The sequence below is a fragment of the Gordonia aurantiaca genome (assembly GCF_039939235.1).
In the GTDB taxonomy this organism is placed as follows: Bacteria; Actinomycetota; Actinomycetes; order Mycobacteriales; family Mycobacteriaceae; genus Gordonia.
In genome coordinates, this window is sequence record NZ_JBDUUF010000002.1 from 428,477 (window position 1) to 450,080 (window position 21,604).

Genomic DNA, 21,604 nt, shown 5'->3' on the forward strand with positions numbered 1-21,604 from the left:
GGGCGCTACGCGGTCTTCCGCAGTACCAGCACCGAACGGCCGCCGACGCCGACCGTCTGGCCGGCGGTGGCGGTCAGGTCGGTGTCCCCGGTCGGATGCATGGTGTCGAGTTCACCGACCCATTCCAGTCCGTAGGTCTCGGGCGGCAGGGTGAAGTCGATCGGTTCGTAGTGGGCGTTGAAGCAGATGAAGAACGAGTCGTCGACCACCCGCTCGCCGCGCTCGTCCTTCTCGCCCAGACCGTGGCCGTTGAGGAACACCGCCAGGCTCTTGCCGAAACCGCTGTCCCAGTCGGCGGTGGTCATCTCGACACCGGCCGGGGTGAGCCACGCGATGTCGAGCGCCTGCGTGCCCCACCGGATCGGCTTGCCCGCGAAGAAGCGCCGGCGCCGGAACACCGGGTGCGCGGTGCGCAGCGCGATCGCCTTGCGGGTGAACTCCAGGAGGTCGGCGTTCTCCTCCGCGAGTGACCAGTCCATCCAGGACAGTTCGTTGTCCTGGCAGTAGACGTTGTTGTTGCCCTGCTGGGTTCGCCCGATCTCGTCGCCGTGCAGCAGCATCGGCGTGCCCTGCGAGAGGAACAGCGTGGCCAGGATGTTGCGCTGCTGGCGCGCCCGCAGCCCGTTGATCTCCGGGTCGTCGGTCGGTCCCTCGACACCGCAGTTCCACGACCGGTTGTGGCTCTCGCCGTCGCGGTTGTCCTCGCCGTTGGCCTCGTTGTGTTTCTCGTTGTACGACACCAGGTCCCGCAGCGTGAAGCCGTCGTGTGCGGTGACGAAGTTGATGCTCGCCAGCGGACGGCGGCCGGTCGCCTCGTACAGGTCCGACGAGCCGGTGAGCCGGGACGCGAACTCGCCGAGCGTCGACGGCTCTCCCCTCCAGTAGTCGCGGACGGTGTCGCGGTACTTGCCGTTCCATTCCGTCCACAGGGGAGGGAAGTTGCCGACCTGGTAGCCGCCCTCGCCGACGTCCCACGGTTCGGCGATGAGCTTGACCTGGCTGACCACCGGATCCTGTTGCACCAGATCGAAGAACGCCGACAGCCGGTCCACGTCGTGCAACTCGCGCGCCAGGGTGGAGGCGAGGTCGAAGCGGAATCCGTCGACATGCATCTCCAGGATCCAGTAGCGCAGCGAGTCCATGATCAGCTGAAGCGTGTGCGGATGCCGCCCGTTGAGGCTGTTGCCGGTGCCGGTGTAGTCCATGTACATCGCCGGATCGCCGTCGACGAGCCGGTAGTACGCGGCGTTGTCGATCCCGCGGAAGCACACGGTCGGCCCGAGGTGATTGCCCTCGGCGGTGTGGTTGTAGACCACGTCGAGGATGACCTCGATGCCGGCGTTGTGGAACTCGCGGACCATCGCCTTGAATTCGGTCACCGCGCTGGCCGGCTGATCGGGGTTCGACGAGTACTCGATGTGCGGGGCGAAGAACCCGAAGGTGTTGTAGCCCCAGTAATTTCGCAGTCCCTGGTCCCGGAGCACGAAGTCCTGCATGAACTGGTGCACCGGCATCAGCTCGATCGTGGTGACGCCCAGCGACCTGAGGTGATCGATGACGACCGGATGGCACAGTCCGGCGTAGGTGCCCCGGAGATGTTCGGGCACACCGGGATGTGTCATGGTCATGCCCTTGACGTGGGCCTCGTAGATCACCGTCTTGTGGTACGGGAGGTTCGGCGACCGGTCGCTCTGCCAGTCGAAATACGGGTTGATGACCACCGACACCATGGTGTGCCCGAGCGAGTCGAGACCCGGGAGCTCGTTCGACGGCTCGTCGGGCCCGTCCTCCGGGGCGACCTCGATGTCGTCCTCCGAGACGGTCTGCATCGCGTTGTCTTCGGCGGAATCCCCGGACTCCGAGGGAGTTTCGGCGCCGGCACCCTCGTCGACGGACCCGGGGGCAGCGGTGGCGCGAGGCCCGGTGCCGGCACCGTCGGCGGCCCCGGTTTCCGCGCCGGCGTCGTCGTCGCCGGCCTCGTCGCCGGTCTCGTCGGCGCCGGCGTCGTCCTCCGGCCGGGGCAGGGGATAGGAGAACAGCGATGCGTCGCCGTCGAAGTCGCCGTAGAAGGCCTTGCCGTACGGGTCGAGCAGCAACTTGCTCGGGTCGCAGCGCAGACCGCGCGACGGGTCGTACGGACCGTGCACGCGGTAACCGTAGAACTGGCCGGGCCCGACATTGGGGAGGTAGCAGTGCCAGCAATAGCCGTCGACCTCTTCGAGTCGGATGCGGCGCTCCTTGCCGTCCCGGTCGATCAGGCACAGCTCGACCGCCTCGGCGACCTCGGAGAACAACGAGAAGTTGGTTCCGGCACCGTCATAGGTCGCGCCGAGCGGATACGGGGTGCCGGGCCACACCGGGATCGGCGCGGGCTCGGGTTCCACCAGGGCATCGGTGGAGATCGGGTCCTCCGGCATCGGGACCGGCGGTGCCGATGATTCGCCCGGGCCGGTGCCCCTGGTGCTGGGGCCCTGTTGCTCGCCCGTGGTTGGCGGTACGGTCATGCCCACCTTCCTAACGACATCATGTATCGACACTAGACGGGTTGGGGCAGACGGTCATCTCGGAGCGGGATTCGTCCGAGACCGACGCGGCGTTACGTCGGCAAGGATTGTGCGCGTTGGTGAATTGCCAGGTCAGGGCGCATCCGGGCCGGCCCACGGGATCGCAGCGGCCATCTGTCGTCCCAGCTCGTCGGTGAGGCTGCGGACGAACGTCGCACTTAGGTGGTGCGGGTCCTTGTAGACGGTGATGTTGCCGACGATCGCCGGGCAGAAGTCGTCGGTGCAGATGCCCCGCGACATGTCGAGGGCGTGGAAGTCCGGCCGGGTCGCGGCCAGTTCCAGGGCCGGGTCCGTGGGCGCCAGCACCGCCGCGCGCCGCGAGCCGCAACTCTCCGCATCACCGCCGTCGGCCAGGCAGATCGGGGTGTCGATGGTGCCCTTGGCGTTTTTCGGCCATGGGGTGTCGCGGATGCCGAACACCGGGATGCCGGCGTCGAGGAAGCGGTCGAAGATCGGGACGTAGTCCGGCGGAACCCAGTCGCCCGGCTGGTAGTCGCGCGGGCGGGTCGAGTTGGTGAACACCGCGTCGGGCTTCTCCGAGACGATCCGGTCGATGACGCGCTGACCCCAGTCGTAGCACTCGGGGTAGGGGACCCCGCGCTGCTTCGGGATGCGGTTGGTCGACAGCGGACAACCCATCTTCAGGTAGGTCTTGACCTTGAACCCGTTGCGCTTGCCGAGGGTGTCGAGCGCCGAGATCCACATCTCCGCATGCGAGCCGCCGGCCAACGCGAGGGTGCGCGTGGCGTTCGGGTCGCCGTAGACGCCGACGTGGATCTCGTTGTCGGTGAAGTCGCTCATGAAGCCGTCGGTCGACGTCTCCGGGTAGTCCTGGATCACCTCGAGCGCCGACGGCTGCGGGTCGACTGCGGGCACCGGCCATCCGTCGAGCAGCGCCCGTGCACCCGGATAGAGCCGCGGGTCCAGGTTCTTGGTGTCGACGACGATGTTGTCGACGTGGCGCTCCCACAGCTTGATCCCGACACCGGCCACGATCGTGCCGACGAGCAGGACCGACGTCAGCACCGACGTGTACGACAGCCAGCGCGCGCGGCCCGTGCGGTCACCTTGGGCCAGCGACGACCTGGTGCCCTCCCGCAGCGGGTCCTCGATGTAGTGCTTGGTCAGCCAGGCCAGCGCGATCGAGACCGCGAGGATGCCGACGCCCTCGATGAAGTTCGCGTGGTTCTTGTCGCGCCAGGACAGGTAGAAGATCAGCAGCGGCCAGTGCCACAGGTACAGGGCGTAGGCGATGGTGCCCAACCACACCGGCCAGGTGGAGGCCAGCATCCGGTTGGCCAGCGGCATCGCGTCCGGCGCGGCGTGCGCCCCGTGGGCAGGTTTCTGCAGCGCGGTCGCGCCCGCCCAGATGATCACCAGCGTCGCGCCGACCGGGAACAGCGCCATCGGGCCCGGGTACTCGTTGACGCCGTCGATCCACCAGCCGCAACTGACGATCAGCCCCAGGGCCCCGACCGTGGCGAGGTTGCGCACCCAGTTGGGCACCCTGAGGGACGGCAGCCAGATCGCGAGCAGCCCGCCGACGAGCGGCTCCCACAGCCGCGAGATCGTCGAGTAGTAGTTGTACGGCTGGTTGATCGCCATGCCGCGGTGCGCCCACCAGAACGACCCGAGGGCGACGACGAGGACCGCCGCGAAGACCAGGACCTTGATCACGCGCGGATCGGCGAACGGGCGGACGGCCTTCGCGAGCATCTTCAGAAGACCCGCGAAGAGCAGCGCGACGACCAGCGTCAAAACGAAGAACTGGCCCTGCATCGACATCGACCAGATGTGCTGCAGGGGGCTGTTCGCCGAGCTCGCGGCCAGGTAGTCCTGGGAGTTCTCGGCGAGGAACCAGTTCTGGTAGTACAGCGCGCTGGCCACGATCTCGTGGCCGATGTTGGCCCAGCGGGTGTCGGGCAGGATCAGCACCGTCAGCACCGTCACGGCGAGCAGCACGGTGATCAGCGCCGGCAGGAGGCGTCGGAGCAGTCGCTTGAGCCGCGGCCACGGGTTGAGGGTGTCGCGGAAGGTGACGTGCGGCTTCTGGGCGTAGATCGCATGCCGCAGGAGCGACCCGACGAAGAAGTAGCCCGACAGGGTCAGGAAGACGTCCACGCCGCCGGAGACCCTGCCGAACCACACGTGGAAGCAGGCCACGAGGGTGATGGCGATGCCGCGCAGACCGTCGAGGTCGGTGCGGTAGGCAGGCGTCGTCGGCGTCGAGGGGGCCGACTCCGGCGCCACAACTCGGGTCGTCGATGCCACGCGGAAGTCTTTCGGTCGGGGAACGGTCTCGGCGGGTAGCAATGTACCCGCAGAATCTGTGAATTCCCGATTCGGCGGGGCCCGACACCCGGGTGGGATCGCTCACCGCGCGGCGCCCTGCGGGCGATCTGCCGGAGTCTACTTGCGGCGCCGGGTGCGCGCCCCGTCGAGGATGATCTCGAGGCCGTCGGCGAACTCGCCGTCGAAGTCGCGGCCCGACGGCCCGATCACCCCGAGGCGCTCCATCTGGGCCCGGGTCTGCTCCTCGATGGTCAGGCCGATGACGAGCTGACAGATCGCGGTGCTCACCGCCTCGGCGTCGCGGAGGGAGAGTCCGCCCGCGTGGGCGGCCGCGGCGACGTCGGCGGCGATCGCCTTGGTGGACAGTCCGCTGGCCCAGCTCGACGACACCACCTCGGCGCTGTCCGGCACGTCGAGCAGCGCGGCGCGCATCCCGGTGGCCAGCAGGTTCAGCCGCTCGTCCCACGGCAGGTCGGCCGGCGGGATGGTCACCGCGCCCAGGATGTCGTCGGCGAGCGCGGCGAGCAGCGTCTGCTTGTTGGGAAAGTGCCAGTACAGGGCATTGGGGCTGACGCCGAGTTCGGACGCGAGCCGGCGCATCGACAGATCGGCCAGGCTGTGCTCGCGCAGGATGGCGCGGGCGGCGCGAAGGACGTCGGTGCGGCTGTTGCTCACCGGGGTCAGCGTAGTGACCGCCCGTTTCCTCCCTGCTGCGGCGGGGTCGACCGTGTCGCCTGTACACCGTCCAGGTGTTCCCTGTACGGTGTCCAGGACACCTGGACGGTGTCCAGGTGATGCCGTCCACACGCGCAGGGGGAGAGTGAGGAGACGTTCGTCGTGGACCACACGGAGATCAGCCGTGTCGACGCCGACCACATCTGGCACCCGTACGGCGCACTGCCCGCCGCGACCCGCCCGCTCGTCGTGACCTCCGCGTCGGGGGTCCGTCTCGAACTCGCCGACGGCCGGACGGTGGTCGACGGCATGAGCTCGTGGTGGGCGGCGATCCACGGGTACCGGCACCCACGGCTCGACGCCGCGGCCGCCGTCCAGCTCGGCCGGATGTCGCACGTGATGTTCGGCGGCCTGACCCACGAACCGGCCGCCCGGCTCGCGCGACTGCTCGTCGAGCTCACGCCGGAACCCCTGCAGAAGGTCTTCTTCTGCGACTCCGGCTCGGTCTCGGTGGAGGTCGCGGTCAAGATGGCGCTTCAGTATTGGCGCAGCCGCGGGCAGGAGCAGCGCACCCGGCTGCTGACCTGGCGCGGCGGATACCACGGCGACACCTTCACCCCGATGAGCGTCTGCGACCCCGACGGCGGCATGCACTCGATGTGGACCGGGGTGCTCGCCGAACAGGTCTTCGTCGATGCCCCGCCCGCCGACTTCGACGCCGGGTACGTGGCGTTGCTCGACGCCGCGGTCGCCGAGCATCGTGACGAGCTCGCCGCCGTCATCGTCGAGCCGGTGGTCCAGGGTGCCGGGGGCATGCGCTTCCACGACGCCGCATACCTGTCTGCGCTCCGCGACATCTGCGACCGTCACGACGTGCTGCTGATCTTCGACGAGATCGCCACCGGATTCGGCCGCACCGGAACGCTTTTCGCCGCAGACTCCGCACGGGTCGCACCCGACGTCATGTGCGTCGGCAAGGCCCTCACCGGCGGATACCTGACGCTCGCCGCGACGCTGTGCACAACGCGCGTCGCCGAGGTCATCAGTGCCGGGGAGGCCGGCGGCCTGGCACACGGACCGACCTTCATGGCCAATCCGCTGGCCTGCGCGGTCGCCGTCGCCGCCATCGAACTGCTCCTTGAGACGCCGTGGGCGTCGCGGGTCGCGGAGATAGAGGGGCGCCTCGCGCACGGCCTCGCGCCACTGCGGGACCTCGACGGCGTCGTGGACGTGCGGGTGAAGGGTGCGATCGGCGTCGTCGAACTCGACCGCCCGGTCGACATGTCGGCCGCCACCGGGGCCGCCGTCGACGCGGGCGCGTGGCTGCGTCCCTTCCGCAATCTCGTCTACACGATGCCGCCGTTCATCAGCACCCCCGAGGACGTGGACGTCATCGTCGGCGGCATCCACGCCGCGGTCCGGGCGACCCTAGGCGAGACGGCCACCACCGCAACCGAACTCGTGGGAGCACGATCATGACCCTCGCATCGGATCAACCGTCCCCCGCCGACACCGGTGCCGGCGGGGGAGAGGTGGGGCTCGCCTGGCTGGCCGGGGCGGCCCGTGATCGCGCCGACGCAGGACTCCATCGTGACCCGCACGTGCGGTGCGAGGGCGTCGAGGAGATCAACCTCGGGTCCAACGACTACCTCGGCCTGTCCACGCATCCCGACGTCATCGCGGGAGCGCGAGCCGCTGCCGGCGCCTGGGGTGGCGGCTCGACCGCCTCACGCCTGGTCGTCGGGACCACGCAGGCGCACATCGACCTCGAGAACGAACTCGCCGACTTCCTCGGATTCGATGCGGCGCTGGTCTTCTCGTCGGGGTTCCTGGCGAACGTCGGCGCGGTGACCGCGCTGGCCGGCCGCGGTGACCTCATCGTGAGCGACACCGGCAGCCACGCGTCGCTCATCGACGGATGCCGCCTGTCACGGGCGCGGGTGGTGGTCGTCGACCGCGGGGATCACGACGCCGTGCGCGCCGCGCTCGCCGGGCGCACCGAGCAGCGCGCGCTCGTCGTCACCGACTCGGTCTACAGCATCGACGGCGAGCCCGCACCGGTCGCCGACCTCTACGCCGCAGCCCGCGCCCACGGCGCGGCGCTGCTGGTCGACGAGGCGCACGCCGTCGGTGTCCGTGGTCCCGGCGGTCGCGGAATCGTTGCGGAACAGGGACTCTCCGGCGCCCCCGATCTCGTCGTCACCTCGGTGCTGTCCAAATCGCTCGGCGCCCAGGGCGGCGTCGTGTTGGGCACCGGCCTGCTGCGGTCGCACCTCATCGACTGCGCCCGCGCCTTCATCTTCGACACCGGCCTCAACCCGGCGGCGGTCGGCGCCGCCCGCGCCGCCCTCGGCATCCTGCGCGCCGACCCCGGCATGCCGGACAGGTTGCGCGCCAACGCCCGTCACCTGGCCCGGCGTCTGGGCGCGGAGGAACCGGCGGCCGCGGTCATCTCGATCGTCGTCGGCGACCCGCAGCGCGCCGTCGCTGCCGCGGCGGCCTGCCGTGAACGAGGCGTGCTCGTCGGCTGCTTCCGGCCACCGTCGGTGCCGGCGGGGACGTCCCGGCTGCGCATCACCGTGCGCGCCGACCTCGACACCGACACGCTCGATCACGTCGCCGAGGTGGTCGACGCCGCGCTGCGCGAGGTCGGGGCCCGATGAGCACACGCACCCGCGGCCGTGTGCTGGCCGTCACCGGCACGTCGACCGACGTCGGCAAGACCGTCGCGACCGCGGCGCTGGCCGCTGCGGCGATTCCCGCCGTCGCCGTCTGCAAACCCGTCCAGACCGGCGTCGCCCCCGGTGAACCCGGCGACCTCGCCGAGGTCGCGCGCCTCGCGGGCGCGGTCACCACTGCCGAGTGCTTCCGCTATCCCGATCCCCTCGCGCCCGACACCGCGGCCCGCCGGGCCGGGATGCCCTACGCCGAGCCGTCGGTGATCGTCCGCGAGATCGACCGACTCGCAACCACGCACGATCTGACCCTCGTCGAGGGCGCGGGAGGCGTGCTGGTGCGGCTCGGGGAGTCGGCGACCCTGCTCGACGTGGGGGCGTCGGTGTTGTCCCCCGGCACCGCCGACGGCGTCCTCGTCGTCGTGAACCCCGGACTCGGAGCGCTCAACCATGCGGAGCTGACCGTCGACGCCATCCGTGCCCGCGGCCTGCGGCCGGCCGGCCTCGTCATCGGGTCGTGGCCGACCGAGCCCGACCTCGCGATGCGCTGTAACCGAGACGACCTCCCGCGGGTGACCGGGGTGCCGGTCGTCGGCGTGCTCCCCGCCGGGGCAGCGACCCCCGGCCCCGCCGAGTTCCGCCGCCTCGCACCCACCTGGTTCGACCCAGAGTGGCTCGACGGTCTCCGCCCGGCAGCCGTCCGCCCCGAACCGGCCGCCCCCGCAGATCTGTCCGAACAGCTCATCCGGACCTGAAATCTCTACCGCACCGGCACTTTCGCCGGATCACCAGCAAGGAGTTCGACCAGTGACCCAGGCAACCGCAGACGCCGCCCGCGACACCCGGGCATCCGACGACATCCTCGCGACCGCCCGCGAGCAGGTGCTCGAACGCGGTGAGGCGCTCACCGAGGACCAGGTGCTCACCGTCCTGCGCCTGCCCGACGAGCGGCTGACCGAGCTGCTCCAGCTCGCCCACGACGTGCGTATGCGCTGGTGCGGCCCCGAGGTCGAGGTCGAGGGCATCATCTCGCTGAAGACCGGCGGCTGCCCCGAGGACTGCCACTTCTGTTCGCAGTCGGGCCTTTTCGCCTCGCCGGTGCGCAGCGCGTGGATCGACATCCCGTCGCTGGTCGAGGCCGCCAAGCAGACCGCGAAGACCGGCGCGACCGAGTTCTGCATCGTCGCCGCCGTCCGCGGTCCCGACGAGCGGCTGCTGAGCCAGGTCGCCGCCGGCATCGAGGCCATTCGCAACGAGGTGGACATCCAGATCGCCTGCAGCCTCGGCATGCTCACCCAGGAACAGGTCGACCAGCTGCGCGACATGGGCGTGCACCGCTACAACCACAACCTCGAGACCGCGCGCAGCCACTTCCCGAATGTCGTCACCACCCACACCTGGGAGGAACGCTGGGACACCCTGCGCATGGTCCGCGAGGCCGGCATGGAGGTGTGCTGCGGCGGCATCCTCGGCATGGGCGAAACCCTCGAGCAGCGCGCCGAGTTCGCCGCCGAACTCGCCGAACTCGAACCCGACGAGGTGCCGCTGAACTTCCTCAACCCGCGCCCGGGCACCCCGTTCGGCGACCTCGAGGTGCTGCCTGCCACCGAAGCGCTCAAGGCCGTTGCCGCGTTCCGGCTCGCCCTGCCGCGCACCATCCTCCGGTTCGCCGGCGGTCGCGAGATCACCCTCGGCGACCTCGGCGCCAAGCAGGGCATCCTCGGCGGCATCAACGCCGTCATCGTCGGCAACTACCTGACGACGCTGGGCCGTCCGGCCGAGGACGACCTCGACCTGCTGAACGACCTGTCGATGCCGATCAAGTCGTTGAACGACACGATCTGACGCCCACCCGTCCGACGATCGGTAGCGTGTTCTCTCATGATCGACACCGTCCCGGGCCCGCTCGCCGAACCGTGTAGGTACGGCGTCTACACGGGTCTCGAACTCCAACTGCAGTCGCCCGACGCGATCCCGCCCGCCGCGCGTCTGGGTCTCGAACCGCCGCGTTTCTGCGGACAATGCGGGCGGCGGATGGTGGTGCAGGTCCGTCCCGACGGCTGGAGCGCGCGGTGCTCCCGTCACGGGACGGTCGACTCCTCCGAACTGGGCCGCCGGTGACCGCGATGGTCCCCGCCACGCCGCCGGGCCCGGTGACGCCGAGTCGCGTCGAGCGACCGGCCTCGTTGCTGATCGCGGTGACCGTCGCGGTGGTGCTGCTCGGTGCCGTCGCGGGGATGCTCTGGGCGGTGCTGACCCCGCCGACGAGCGGTGTGGTCGTCCCGGGTCTCACACCGGACCTGGTGACCACCGACTTCGACAGCGTCGGAGTCTTCGCGCTGGCCATGTTCGGCTACGGCGCGCTGGCAGCACTCGTCGTGTGGATCGCGGTGCGCGCCTGGCGCGGAGTGATCGGGTTCCTGGTCCCGGTGCTCGGCACGGCGATCGGGTCGGTCGTCGCGGTGGAGACCGGGATGTGGCTGGCGGGTATGCGATTCGACGACGACGTGTCGGCGCTGCCGGTGTCCGCGACCTACGAGGTGGCGCCCGAACTGTGGCTCGAAGGCGGGACCCGCGCCGGGTACAGCTTTCCGTGGGCGCTGCTCATCTGCGCGCCGTTCGCGTTCGCAATCGTCTATCTGGTGTGCGTGTTGTCCGCGCGCACAGCCGATCTCGGCGTCGGAGACCTCCTCGACGAGGCGCCGGCGACACCGCCGGACCCTGACCTCACATCGGTGGACGCAGCGTCGCGAACTCATCCGTGACGCGCAGCTCGTCGTCGGCGAAGGCGTAGAGCGCGGGCGGCCGTCCCCCGGCACGGCCGGTCTTGCCGACGGTGCCGGTCGACACCACGACGGCGCGCCGGCTCAGGATGCGCAGCAGGTTGGTGGTGTCCACCGGGTAGCCGAGCGCCGCGCAGTAGATCTCGGACAGCTCCGACATCGGAAAACGCTTCGGCGCCAGAGCGAATGCGATGTTGGTGTAGGAGAGCTTGGCCGCGAGCCGGTGGCGGGCGGTGTCGATGATCTGCGCATGGTCGAAGACCACCTCGGGCAGGCTGTCGACCGCGAACCAGCCGGCGTCCTCGGGTAACGACGCCGACGCGTCGGACGGGACGAGCCCCATGTAGGTCGACGCGATCGTGCGGATGCCGGGCACACGATCGGGATCGGAGAACACCGACAGCTGCTCGAGATGCGCGATGTCACGCACGTCCATCGTCTCGGCGACGAGTCGGCGCGCACTCGTCGACAGGGTCTCGTCGTGGCCGACGTCCCCACCCGGGAGCGACCAGCGGCCGGGGGAGACCTCCGACAGCAGCACGCTCAGTTCCGCACGGCCGTCGTGTGCCGGCGACCTGCCGCCGGCGTCGCCCGCGGAGCCGGCGATGCGGACCCGGAAGACGACGGTCAGGACCTCGACCCGCAGGCCGGAACGGGGCTCGTCGGTGGAGGAGGCGTCGGTCCCGGCGGCTGGCATGCGGTGATTGTAGGGTCCGGACGCGGTCGCGTGACGCAGGAACTCCCCGGCGACGACCGTGTCAGGCCGGCGACGTCACGCCGGACGTGCGGTGAGCACGCGGGCGTCGCCCTCCGTGACGGCGATGGTGTGCTCGCTGTGCGCGCCGCGCGAACCGTCGAAGGACCGGATCGTCCAGCCGTCGGCATCGAACTTGATCCGTTCCTCACCGAGGGTGAACCAGGGCTCGAGCGCGAGCGTGAGGCCCGGTCGGAGTTTCATGCCGCGGCCGGGTTTGCCGATGTTCGCGATGTGCGGGTCCTCGTGCATGGTGCGTCCGAGGCCGTGTCCGCCGAACTCCGTGTTGACCCGATAGCCATAGGATTTGGCCACCGCACCGATCGCGGCGGAGATGTCACCGAGGTGCCCGCCCGGGCGCGCCGCGTCGATGGCCGCCTGAAGCGCCTCCTCGGTCGCGGTGACCAGGCGCTGATCCTCGGGACGGGGAGTGCCGACGATGACGCTGCGGGCGGCGTCGGCGACCCAGCCGTCGATCGAGACGGCGATGTCCATCGACAGCAGGTCCCCGTCGGCCAGGACGTAGTCGTGGGGGAGTCCGTGCAGCACCGCGTCGTTCACCGACAGGCAGATCACGTTGCGGAAAGGGCCGTTGCCGAACGAGGGGGCGTAGTCCCAGTAGCAGGACTCGGCTCCGCGCTCGGCGATCATGTCGCGGGCGCGTTGTTCGAGGTCGAGCAGGTTGACGCCGACGTCGGCGCGTGCGGCGAGGTCGGCGAGGAGCTCGCCGATGAACGCCCCGGTCGTCGCCATCGCCTCGACCTCGGACGGTGTCTTCGGTTCGACCATGTCGTCGGGTTCCCTTCGGTGTCCGGATTGATCTTCGGTATGGAAATCCTGGTATAGAAATACCGAAGGTGTCGGTATAGATATACCGCATCGGCTAGGCTTCGACCATGGTCCGCAACCCCCTGACTCCCGAACAGATCGCCGCCGGTCGTCGTCTGGGTGCCCGGTTGCGCGAACTCCGCGGCGATCGTCCGCTCGCCGAGGTCGCCCTGCGGGCCGGCATCTCGCCGGAGACCCTCCGCAAGATCGAGACCGGCCGCATGCCCACTCCGGCGTTCGCGACGATCGTGGCGCTGGCGCGGTCGCTGGGGGCGTCCCTCGACGAGCTCGCGGTGGTGCTCGACGGCGAGGTCACCCGCGCCGGATGACGCCGCTCCCGCCCGTTCGGGCGGCGCGGTCGTGGATCTCCGATCGGCATCTCGGCGCTGATGCGTGACATGGTGCTCAGGTCCTGCGCGGGGCGGTGGGAATAGGTCCGGTGTGGCGAATGTTACGATGCATAGCGTTTTCGACCATGAGTCGAAAACCTGCCTCGGACACACGGCCCGTGCTCCGGGGAACCGACGACCCGGCGGACACCACGCCGGGGAGCCAGAGGAGTGGCTATGAGCATCACCAGTGACCGTCCGGCGGCCGTGACCGCGACCGGGCTCCTCGATGCCGAGTGGCACGACGCACCCGGCGGTTACGCCGGTGTCGAGCCGACCCCGGAGTGGGCGGACGAGGTGCGTCGCCTCGCGCGCGCCCGCAACGCGACGCTGCTGGCGCACAACTATCAGCTTCCGGCCATCCAGGATGTCGCCGACCACGTGGGTGATTCGCTCGCGCTCTCACGCATCGCCGCCGAGGTCGACTCCGACGAGATCATCTTCTGCGGCGTCCACTTCATGGCCGAGACCGCCAAGATCCTCAGCCCGGACAAGCGCGTCCTGATCCCGGACGAGCGGGCCGGCTGCTCGCTCGCCGACTCGATCACCGCGGACGAACTGCGCGCCTGGAAGGCCGAGTTCCCCGATGCGATCGTCGTCTCCTACGTGAACACCACCGCCGAGGTGAAGGGACTCACCGACATCTGCTGCACGTCGTCGAACGCCGTCGACGTGGTCGCGTCGATCGATCCCGACCGTGACGTGTTGTTCCTCCCGGACCAGTTCCTCGGCGCACACGTCAAGCGCGAGACCGGTCGCGACAACATCCACATCTGGGCGGGCGAGTGCCACGTGCACGCCGGCATCAACGGCGACGAGCTCGCCGAGCAGGCCTCCTCGCACCCGGACGCCGACCTGTTCATCCACCCCGAATGCGGTTGCGCCACTTCGGCTCTCTACCTGGCAGGCGAGGGTGCAGTGCCCGAGGACCGGGTGAAGATCCTGTCGACCGGCGGCATGCTCGACGCCGCGCGCGAGACCGGCGCCAAACAGGTCCTGGTGGCGACCGAGATCGGCATGCTGCACCAGCTGCGCAAGGCCGCGCCGGGTGTCGACTTCCGGGCGGTCAACGACCGCGCGTCGTGCCCCTACATGAAGATGATCACCCCGGCCGCGCTGCTGCGTTGCCTGCGTGAGGGTCGCGACGAGGTGTTCGTCGACGCCGACGTCGCCGAGAAGGCGCGCAAGAGCGTCGAGCGCATGATCGCGATCGGCAACCCGGGCTCGGGCGAGTGACCCTCGGGAAAGCAGGCACCGTGAGCGACGGATTCGTCGGACAGGAGGCGGCCGGCGGGGCGCTCGAACTCGTCGTCGACGACGAGATCCGGGGGCTCATCCGGACCGCGCTCGACGAGGACCTGCGATACGGGCCCGACGTCACGACGGCCGCAACCGTTCCCGCCGGCGCCGTCGTCGACGCTGCGATCGTCAGCCGCGCGCATGGTGTCATCGCCGGTGTGCCGGTGGTGATCGCGGTGTTCGAGGAGGTCATCGGCGCCGGTGAGTTCGAGGTGTCCGAGGCGGTCGCCGACGGCACCGTCGTCGAACCGGGTGATGTGGTCCTGCGGGTTCACGCCCCGACCGCCGCGCTGCTGACCGCCGAGCGCACCGCACTCAATCTGATCTGTCATCTGTCGGGTATCGCGACGGCGACGCGCGCGTGGGTCGACGCGGTGGCCGGATACCCGGCGAGGATCCGCGATTCCCGCAAGACCCTTCCGGGCCTGCGGGTGCTGCAGAAGTACGCGGTCCGCGCAGGTGGGGGAGTCAACCATCGGATGGGTCTCGGCGACGCCGCGTTGATCAAGGACAACCACGTGGTCGCCGCCGGTTCGGCCGCGGCCGCGTTGCAGGCGGTCCGCGAGGCGGCTCCGGGCCTGCCCGTCGAGGTCGAGGTCGACTCGTTGGCCCAGCTCGACGAGGTGCTGCCGCTCGAACCGCAGCTCGTGCTGCTCGACAACTTCGCGCCGTGGGAGACCCAGGTCGCGGTTCAGCGCCGCAACGCGAAGTCGCCGGAGACCAAGCTCGAGAGCTCCGGTGGCCTGAGTCTGCAGGTGGCCGAGGACTATGCCCGTACCGGCGTCGACTACCTCGCCGTCGGCGCGCTGACCCACTCGGTCACGGTGCTCGACCTGGGACTGGACATCCCGGCGCCCGACGCCTGATCCGTACCGTACGAACGAGAGCCGCCCGCGACGCATCGTCGCGGGCGGCTTTGTCGTAGAACCCGGGCCGGCACAGAACCCGGGCCGGCACAGGACCCGGGCCGGCACAGGACCCGGGCCGGCGCAGAATCGCGCCTTCGCCGCAGAGTCGCGAGCTGGAGCGCGCGACTCTGCGGGGCCACCTGCGATTCCTCGGTTTCAGACCCTTCCGTGTATACCCCCATGGGGTATACACTCAGGCTCATGAGTGCTGCACCGACCCCCGGATCCGGGGCGAACCCGCACCGGACACACACGCATTCAGGTCACCGTCACCATGGTGGCGAGCACGGCGAAAACCGTGTGGCACAAACTGATTCCGGGAACGAATTCCGAGCCGCGCGTAGCAGGGGCGAGACGCACACCGCTCCCACCGAACACGCAGCCCATACCGATGCCGCGACCCATACCGAGCGTGGGGTCCATGCCGGCCACTCGGGCCACGCCGGACACGGCGACCACACGGGCCACGCCGGTCACGTCGCGCAGTTCCGGCGGCTCTTCTGGATCATGCTGGTCGTGGCGATCCCCACGGTCGCGTTCAGCGGTATGTTCGCGCACCTCGTCGGCTACGACCTCCCGCACGACGGGTGGATCACCTGGATCTCGCCGATCCTCGGTACGGTCCTCTACTTCTGGGGCGGCAGGCCCTTCCTCACCGGTGCCATCGGCGAGATCCGCTCGCGCGCACCGGGGATGATGCTGCTGATCGCGCTGGCGATCACGGTGGCCTTCGTCGCGTCCTGGGGTGCCACGCTGGACCTGCTGCCCGGTGACCTCGACTTCTGGTGGGAGCTGGCGCTGCTGGTCGTGATCATGCTCCTCGGCCACTGGATCGAGATGCGTGCACTCGCCATGACGACGTCGGCGCTCGACTCCATTGCCGCGCTGCTGCCCGACACCGCGGAGAAGGTCCTCGACGACGGTGCCACGGTCACCGTGACACCGGACCGGCTCGGCGTGGGCGACGTGGTCCTGGTCCGGCCCGGGGCATCGGTGCCCGCGGACGGTGAGATCATCTCCGGTGCAGCAGATTTCGACGAGTCGATGATCACCGGCGAGTCGCGTCCGGTGGCACGCGGGACCGGGGACAAGGTGGTTGCCGGGACCGTCGCCACCGACTCCGGCGTGCGCGTGCGGGTCCGTGCGGTCGGAGACGACACGGCCCTCGCCGGCATCGCGCGATTGGTCGCACAGGCGCAGGAATCGTCGTCGCGGGCCCAGCGTCTCGCCGACCGCGCGGCCGGATGGCTCTTCTGGTTCGCGCTCGGCTCGGCCGTCGTCACCGCGATCGTGTGGTCGACGATCGGGATGCCCGACGAGGCGGTCATCCGCGTGATCACCGTCCTCGTCATCGCGTGCCCGCATGCGCTCGGCCTGGCGATCCCACTCGTCGTGTCCATCGCGACCGAACGCGCGGCGCGTGGGGGAGTGCTGATCTCCGACCGCATGGCGCTCGAGTCGATGAGGTCGGTCGGCGCCGTCCTCTTCGACAAGACCGGCACCCTCACCCGCGGTAACCCGGTGCTGCACGCCGTCGAACCGACTGCCGGACGTACCGCCGACGAGGTCCTGGTGCTCGCGGCGTCGGCCGAATCCGACAGCGAGCACCCGCTCGCCGCCGCCGTCGTGGACGCCGCGCGGGGCCGTGCCCTACAGCTGTCACCCGTCGAGGACTTCACCTCGTCGCCGGCGACGGGCGTCTCTGCGACCGTCGACGGGGTCTCGGTCTCGGTCGGCGGGCCCCGGCTGCTCGCGGAACACGGCCTCGGGGAACTCCCGATCGCCGAGGACTGGCGCGCCGCCGGCGCGATCATCCTGCACGTGCTGGCAGACGACCAGGTCATCGGCGCGCTCGCGCTCAGCGACGAGATCCGTCCGGAGTCTCGGGAAGCGGTGGACGGGCTTCTGCAACTCGGCATCGAGCCGGTCATGGTCACCGGGGATGCCCCGGTGGTCGCCGACTCGGTGGCGCGGGAACTCGGCATCGAGCGGGTGTTCGCCGGCGTCCGCCCCGAGGACAAGGAACTCCGCGTCGCCGAACTGCAGGGCGAGGGCAAGCGGGTCGCGATGGTCGGTGACGGCGTCAACGACGCGCCCGCGCTGGCCCGCGCGGACGTGGGTCTCGCGATCGGCGCCGGGACCGACGTCGCCATATCCTCCGCCGGTGTCGTTCTCGCATCGTCGGATCCGCGGGCGGTGCTAAAGGTGATCGAGCTGTCGAAGGCGGCCTACCGGAAGATGGTGCAGAACCTCTGGTGGGCGGCCGGCTACAACCTCCTCGCCGTCCCGCTCGCCGCCGGGGTTCTCGCTCCGATCGGGTTCGTGCTCCCGATGGGCGTCGGAGCCGTGTTGATGTCGGTGTCGACGATCGTGGTGGCACTCAACGCACAGCTGCTGCGCCGCCTGGACCTGTCCGTCGAATCGGACGAATCGGAACGTCGCAAGCCGGTCGCCTGACCAGAACCACCGTTCGCGAAGGCCCGGAGCTGCTGCTCACGCGGTGGTTCCGGGCCTTCGTCGTCTCGCATAACGGTGCGTTACCGCGGCTTCGACATCGAGAACGGATGGGTTGATGTCGTGATTTCACTCACAGACGGTCAGGCGTCCAAGATGGGCAATCCTCGATTGCCATTGAAAAGCGTTGAGCTGCAATGTGTTTGGGTTTCGTATATGACATAGGAATTTCGGGCTGCCAAATCCTTTTATGAGAATTCGCAAAATCGTGTAACGCGGAGCAAGAATTCATATCTACTCGTCGGTAACTATGTCGAGGGAAAGGGGGGTGAATAGTCCGATCGCCTTCTCGCATGCCCGACCCCCCATCAACTATGCGAAAAATTGAGACACCCGCGACTCATGATTTATACGACCCCCACTCGAACTGCACGACACAACAACGACGCATGCACCGCTCGGCTGCGCCGGCGGCACCCCCGACGATTCCGGCTAACGGCCCGCGGTTTGACCGGAATGACCGTCGCCGCGAGCGTCGCGGCGACAGGCTTCATTGCGATCGGCGCCGGCGAGGCAACTGCCGATCCGACGATTTCCACCTTCAATCTCTTCATTCCCGGCACCTGGGAGACCGACGCCGAGGCGGACCCCACGCGGCCCACCGGGGCCCTTGCGGCCGTGGCCCGGGAGATCGAGCGCGAGCACGGCGACTCGGCCACGATCTTCTTCCTCCCGTACATGGCGCGGGCGTTCGACAACGGCCGCACCTACGCCGACAGCAAGGCGACCGCGATCGCGAACGCCTCGAAGGTGCTCGCCGATCGCGCCGAGGCCGATCCGGACCTGCGGTTCACGATCACCGGGTACAGCCAGGGCGCCGACGCCGCCGGTGACCTTGCCGCGGCGATCGGCAACGGCAAGGGCCCGATTCCACCCGATCGGGTCGTCGCCGTCGGCCTGCTCGCCGACCCCGGTAACGGGACCGAGGGGCAGAAGATCATCGGGCCGTCGGCCCGGGGGATCGGCATCGCCGATCCGCGCCCAGAGGGGATGGGCGAGCTGTCCGGTCGCGTTACCAGCATCTGTCACCCCGCGGATCTGTACTGCTCGATCGACAAGAGGCGTCATCCGGTGCTCGGGAAGATCGGCACCGTCTTGAGCGAGGGTGCCGAGGGGGTCGCCGACGCCGTCGAGAACGCCATAGATGTCATCGGCACCATCGCGAGGATCGACTATGCCTCGCTGGGAGCTGACATCACGCGATTGCCCCGGCTCATCGGGGTGGGCGACCTCAAGGCCGCACATCAGGTGGCCGGCGCGGTCAACGAGCAGCTGCATCCGTTCGTCAAGCTCGCCAATAAGGTCGACTACGGCAGGGTCGCCAAGGTTCTCGACCTGATCCCCGACGAGACCGGGTTGGCCAAGGTTGGTGCCGCGATGTGCCGCGTGCTGGACCGGATCGATCTCGAGCGGGCCGCGGACCTGGTGGGCCGGATCCAGGAGCTGACCTGGTCTGCCGCGGGAGCCGTCGGCACCCGGCTGGGTGCGGCATCGATGCCGGACGTCGAAGTCGATGTCGCCGACGTGGTGCAGATCGGCAGGGAACTGGTCTCGCTGACCGTCGACGTCGTCGAGGTCTCCGACGAGGGCGACGCGTCGCACACCGGCGTGCTGTCCGACCTCATCTCGCCGCGGTTCAAGGAGCTGGCCAAGGAGCTCGCGAAGATCGTCGCCGGGCAGGCGGTCACCGACCCCGCCGCGATCATCCGCGACGCCGTCACGGCCAAGGAGTTCTACTCCGGCAACGCCCACACCGACTACGCGCGGTTCGTCGTCGACAAGGTCGGTCGTACAGCGATCGCCTGGCTGGGGGACTGGCTCGCCGACAGCATCGACGAGGCTGCCGCCGTGCCGGACCCGACATCGGGTTCGGAGGCGGGGGACGACTCGGCATCGGAGTCCGAATCCTGTTCGTCAGACCACGCCGAAGAATGTGCCAATGACGATTGACAAAATAGCAACGACTGATGACATGAATGGTGATCCCAACATCCTCGATGTCAACGATCGTTGTCTTGAATATCAACAGTCATTGTCATTTAGCAATGCTTATTGACATAAATTCTGAGACATTTGTGACGTGGTCGGATGACCAGATTCAAATTGGGTCAGATCTGATCGTGTAATTGGGAACGGGCGTGTCCAGAAATTGTGATCAAACGACCAGGTAGGGGTGAGTCACTTCACACAAATAGCCTTGAAAATCCGATAACAAAAATCGACAATCAATCTAAATTACTGGTGAGTAGCAATGAGCTACGCCTCCTGAGAAAACGATGGACGGAAGATGACGAACCACACGACCCCCACCAACACCCCGCTGACCGACGAAGAACGTGCCCGTAAGGGTCGGAAGCGCAAGGCCATCCTTGCGTCCGGAGCGGTTCTCGGCGTCGGCGCCGTGGTCACCCTTGCTGCATGGAACGACACGGTGTTCAGCAACGGCACGTTCGGTATCGGCGACATCGCCTGGAACGTTCAGGGCAGCCACGACGGAACCGACTGGGCGGAGTACGACACCAGCCCGGGCCGCGACATCGTCTTCGTCGTCGACGGCGGTGGTTCTCCCACGGCGCTCCTGCCGGGGCAGACCGCCAAGGGTGACTTCTACCTGAAGGAGACCAAGGGCAAACTGGACGCCCAGATCACGATCGAGCCGAAGGCGACCGCCGCCAGCGCGCTGGCAAGCACGCTCCTGGTGACCATCAAGTCCGAGGGCGCGACCCTTGTTCCCAGCCAGCCCCTGAGCGGGACGGCCGGAACCACGTTCACGCTCCCCAAGGGCACCCAGAAGAAGCTCGAGTTCGAGGTCACCCTGCCTGCGACGGCGAGCCAGTCGCTCGACTCGAACATCAACGTCAACAAGATCTGGGAGATGAAGGCCCAGAGCGTCGGCGCCTAGTACGTGCCCCGGTCCGGCGGTGATGACACCCATCCCACCCCCTCCTCGCCGCCGGATCGGGGTCTGTTCGCGTCCTGCGCTTCCGACCCGACATGCCCGGTCCCGACCCCCCACATGCCCCCAGCCCGAATCCTCAGCACTCACACACAGAGAGACGCCACATGACCACGACCGCGAAGCCGGGTAGCGACCGGGCACTCGACATCCGGGATTCGTGGAATGTGACCGCGCCGCTCGATGTGACGCTTCGGGGACCCCGGCCGCGACGGACATCGACCCCGCGGATGTTCGTTCAGCCGTCGGATGCCCCCACCGAGCCCATCCCCGTGGTCTCGAATCGCTTGGTCTCGACCCCGGTTGCCTCGACCCCGGTTGCCTCGGAGTCGATTTCGGATGACGCCGACCGACTCGAGCCGCTCGCGACGCCCCTGACCACGTCAAAGCGCTCGTGGTCCGAGCTGCTCGGAGACTGGGTGCTGAACATCCTCGCGGTGTTCGGGGTCCTGTGCGTCGTCCTGACCGTGATGGCGTTCGTCGGCAACTACTCGATCATCTTGTTCAAGACGGGATCGATGGACCCGACCATCCCGCAGGGCTCCGCGGCCATCGTTCACGAGATACCCGCCACCCAGGTGAAGGTCGGCGACATCATCACAGTCGATCGCGGACCCGGCGAGAAGCCCATCACTCACCGCGCCATCTCGGTGAAGCCCACCGGCGGTGGCCGAGTGGAGATCGAGATGCAGGGTGACGCCAACCCGAACCCCGACCCCGAACCCTATCGGGTGTCGACGGTGAAGAAGGTGGTCTGGCATGTGCCTGGCATCGCAAAGCAGATCGTCTGGCTCTCGCATCCTTACGTACTCGCCGGCATCACTCTCGGCGCCGCGCTCCTCGTGCTCTGGGCCTTCTGGCCGAAGTCCCCGGCCGGTCGACGTGAACGAATCGACGTCTGATCCGGGCTTGGGCTCTGTGATCCTCTGCACCGCAACGCACTTGTGCTTGCAACCCCTACACATCG

Annotated in this window: 19 protein-coding genes; 13 read left to right on the top strand and 6 right to left on the bottom strand. The window is 68.7% G+C overall.

The features are described from left to right. Nucleotides 1-5 precede the first annotated feature (5 nt). From glgX to ABFT43_RS06945, 3 genes are all read right to left on the bottom strand, one after another. On the bottom strand, nt 6-2,504 hold the full coding sequence (glgX, locus tag ABFT43_RS06935) for a glycogen debranching protein GlgX (RefSeq protein WP_457590108.1): 2,499 nt from the start codon (nt 2,502-2,504) through the stop codon (nt 6-8). A gap of 132 nt (nt 2,505-2,636) precedes the next feature. Continuing rightward, entirely contained in the window at nt 2,637-4,814 is a 2,178-nt protein-coding gene (locus ABFT43_RS06940; protein WP_347959758.1) for an acyltransferase family protein, read from the bottom strand. Nucleotides 4,815-4,973: 159 nt separating this feature from the next. Beyond that, entirely contained in the window at nt 4,974-5,531 is a 558-nt protein-coding gene (locus ABFT43_RS06945; RefSeq protein WP_347959633.1) for a TetR/AcrR family transcriptional regulator, read from the bottom strand. A 162-nt stretch (nt 5,532-5,693) separates the two neighbouring features. Here ABFT43_RS06945 and ABFT43_RS06950 point away from each other — a divergent pair, with 162 nt between their 5' ends. Genes ABFT43_RS06950 through ABFT43_RS06975 form a run of 6 tightly spaced genes read left to right on the top strand, consistent with a single transcriptional unit; the run spans nt 5,694 to nt 10,971 of the window. Further along, entirely contained in the window at nt 5,694-7,010 is a 1,317-nt protein-coding gene (locus ABFT43_RS06950) for an adenosylmethionine--8-amino-7-oxononanoate transaminase (protein WP_347959634.1), read from the top strand. Then, complete coding sequence (locus ABFT43_RS06955) at nt 7,007-8,194, top strand: 8-amino-7-oxononanoate synthase (protein WP_347959635.1); 1,188 nt, start codon at nt 7,007-7,009, stop codon at nt 8,192-8,194. Before ABFT43_RS06950 ends, ABFT43_RS06955 begins: the two co-directional genes overlap by 4 nt. After that, nucleotides 8,191-8,961: a dethiobiotin synthase gene (gene bioD, locus ABFT43_RS06960; protein ID WP_347959636.1), complete on the top strand. Its 771-nt coding sequence runs from the start codon at nt 8,191-8,193 to the stop codon at nt 8,959-8,961. The genes ABFT43_RS06955 and bioD overlap by 4 nt, the downstream gene beginning before the upstream one ends. 52 nt (nt 8,962-9,013) lie before the next feature. Beyond that, nucleotides 9,014-10,051, top strand: coding sequence for a biotin synthase BioB (gene bioB / locus ABFT43_RS06965; protein ID WP_347959637.1), 1,038 nt, complete (start codon nt 9,014-9,016; stop codon nt 10,049-10,051). A 36-nt stretch (nt 10,052-10,087) separates the two neighbouring features. Then, the gene (gene bsaP / locus ABFT43_RS06970) at nt 10,088-10,327 is read left to right on the top strand and encodes a biotin synthase auxiliary protein BsaP (RefSeq protein WP_347959638.1); all 240 of its coding nucleotides are present in this window, start codon (nt 10,088-10,090) and stop codon (nt 10,325-10,327) included. A 5-nt stretch (nt 10,328-10,332) separates the two neighbouring features. Next, nucleotides 10,333-10,971, top strand: a complete 639-nt coding sequence (locus ABFT43_RS06975; RefSeq protein ID WP_347959639.1) for a DUF2567 domain-containing protein — start codon at nt 10,333-10,335, stop codon at nt 10,969-10,971. Here ABFT43_RS06975 and ABFT43_RS06980 read toward each other — a convergent pair. Next, nucleotides 10,934-11,686: an NUDIX hydrolase gene (locus ABFT43_RS06980; protein WP_347959640.1), complete on the bottom strand. Its 753-nt coding sequence runs from the start codon at nt 11,684-11,686 to the stop codon at nt 10,934-10,936. The genes ABFT43_RS06975 and ABFT43_RS06980 overlap by 38 nt on opposite strands. Nucleotides 11,687-11,761: 75 nt before the next feature. Next, nucleotides 11,762-12,532, bottom strand: a complete 771-nt coding sequence (gene map / locus ABFT43_RS06985; protein WP_347959641.1) for a type I methionyl aminopeptidase — start codon at nt 12,530-12,532, stop codon at nt 11,762-11,764. Between the two features lie 107 nt (nt 12,533-12,639). Here map and ABFT43_RS06990 point away from each other — a divergent pair, with 107 nt between their 5' ends. The 3 genes from ABFT43_RS06990 to nadC all read left to right on the top strand — a co-directional run bounded on the left by ABFT43_RS06990 (nt 12,640) and on the right by nadC (nt 15,125). Beyond that, the gene (locus tag ABFT43_RS06990; protein WP_347959642.1) at nt 12,640-12,900 is read left to right on the top strand and encodes a helix-turn-helix domain-containing protein; all 261 of its coding nucleotides are present in this window, start codon (nt 12,640-12,642) and stop codon (nt 12,898-12,900) included. 237 nt (nt 12,901-13,137) lie between these two features. Then, a complete protein-coding gene (nadA, locus tag ABFT43_RS06995; protein WP_347959643.1) occupies nt 13,138-14,196 on the top strand; it encodes a quinolinate synthase NadA in 1,059 nt (352 codons plus the stop codon). A 20-nt stretch (nt 14,197-14,216) separates the two neighbouring features. Further along, complete coding sequence (nadC, locus tag ABFT43_RS07000) at nt 14,217-15,125, top strand: carboxylating nicotinate-nucleotide diphosphorylase (RefSeq protein ID WP_347959644.1); 909 nt, start codon at nt 14,217-14,219, stop codon at nt 15,123-15,125. A 300-nt stretch (nt 15,126-15,425) separates the two neighbouring features. Here nadC and ABFT43_RS07005 read toward each other — a convergent pair whose 3' ends face one another. Then, nucleotides 15,426-15,644, bottom strand: a complete 219-nt coding sequence (locus ABFT43_RS07005) for a hypothetical protein (protein ID WP_347959645.1) — start codon at nt 15,642-15,644, stop codon at nt 15,426-15,428. 30 nt (nt 15,645-15,674) lie between these two features. Here ABFT43_RS07005 and ABFT43_RS07010 point away from each other — a divergent pair, with 30 nt between their 5' ends. From ABFT43_RS07010 to ABFT43_RS07025, 4 genes are all read left to right on the top strand, one after another. Further along, on the top strand, nt 15,675-17,624 hold the full coding sequence (locus ABFT43_RS07010; RefSeq protein WP_347959646.1) for a heavy metal translocating P-type ATPase: 1,950 nt from the start codon (nt 15,675-15,677) through the stop codon (nt 17,622-17,624). A gap of 513 nt (nt 17,625-18,137) precedes the next feature. Further along, nucleotides 18,138-19,631 (top strand): cutinase family protein, encoded by a 1,494-nt coding sequence (locus tag ABFT43_RS07015; protein WP_347959647.1) that lies wholly within the window; start codon nt 18,138-18,140, stop codon nt 19,629-19,631. 337 nt (nt 19,632-19,968) lie between these two features. After that, on the top strand, nt 19,969-20,583 hold the full coding sequence (locus ABFT43_RS07020; RefSeq protein ID WP_347959648.1) for a SipW-dependent-type signal peptide-containing protein: 615 nt from the start codon (nt 19,969-19,971) through the stop codon (nt 20,581-20,583). Between the two features lie 161 nt (nt 20,584-20,744). Next, nucleotides 20,745-21,539, top strand: a complete 795-nt coding sequence (locus ABFT43_RS07025; protein ID WP_347959649.1) for a signal peptidase I — start codon at nt 20,745-20,747, stop codon at nt 21,537-21,539. Nucleotides 21,540-21,604 lie beyond the last annotated feature (65 nt).

Bases quoted from the DNA above. Each gene is read 5' to 3' on its own strand.
- bioD (WP_347959636.1), top strand. From the start codon at position 8,191: ATGAGCACACGCACCCGCGGCCGTGTGCTGGCCGTCACCGGCACGTCG.
- glgX (WP_457590108.1), bottom strand. From the start codon at position 2,504: ATGACCGTACCGCCAACCACGGGCGAGCAACAGGGCCCCAGCACCAGG.
- bsaP (WP_347959638.1), top strand. From the start codon at position 10,088: ATGATCGACACCGTCCCGGGCCCGCTCGCCGAACCGTGTAGGTACGGC.
- ABFT43_RS07025 (WP_347959649.1), top strand. From the start codon at position 20,745: ATGACCACGACCGCGAAGCCGGGTAGCGACCGGGCACTCGACATCCGG.
- map (WP_347959641.1), bottom strand. From the start codon at position 12,532: ATGGTCGAACCGAAGACACCGTCCGAGGTCGAGGCGATGGCGACGACC.
- ABFT43_RS06975 (WP_347959639.1), top strand. From the start codon at position 10,333: ATGGTCCCCGCCACGCCGCCGGGCCCGGTGACGCCGAGTCGCGTCGAG.
- ABFT43_RS07010 (WP_347959646.1), top strand. From the start codon at position 15,675: ATGCTGGTCGTGGCGATCCCCACGGTCGCGTTCAGCGGTATGTTCGCG.
- ABFT43_RS06955 (WP_347959635.1), top strand. From the start codon at position 7,007: ATGACCCTCGCATCGGATCAACCGTCCCCCGCCGACACCGGTGCCGGC.
- ABFT43_RS07020 (WP_347959648.1), top strand. From the start codon at position 19,969: ATGACGAACCACACGACCCCCACCAACACCCCGCTGACCGACGAAGAA.
- ABFT43_RS06980 (WP_347959640.1), bottom strand. From the start codon at position 11,686: ATGCCAGCCGCCGGGACCGACGCCTCCTCCACCGACGAGCCCCGTTCC.
- ABFT43_RS06990 (WP_347959642.1), top strand. From the start codon at position 12,640: ATGGTCCGCAACCCCCTGACTCCCGAACAGATCGCCGCCGGTCGTCGT.
- nadA (WP_347959643.1), top strand. From the start codon at position 13,138: ATGAGCATCACCAGTGACCGTCCGGCGGCCGTGACCGCGACCGGGCTC.
- ABFT43_RS07015 (WP_347959647.1), top strand. From the start codon at position 18,138: ATGACCGTCGCCGCGAGCGTCGCGGCGACAGGCTTCATTGCGATCGGC.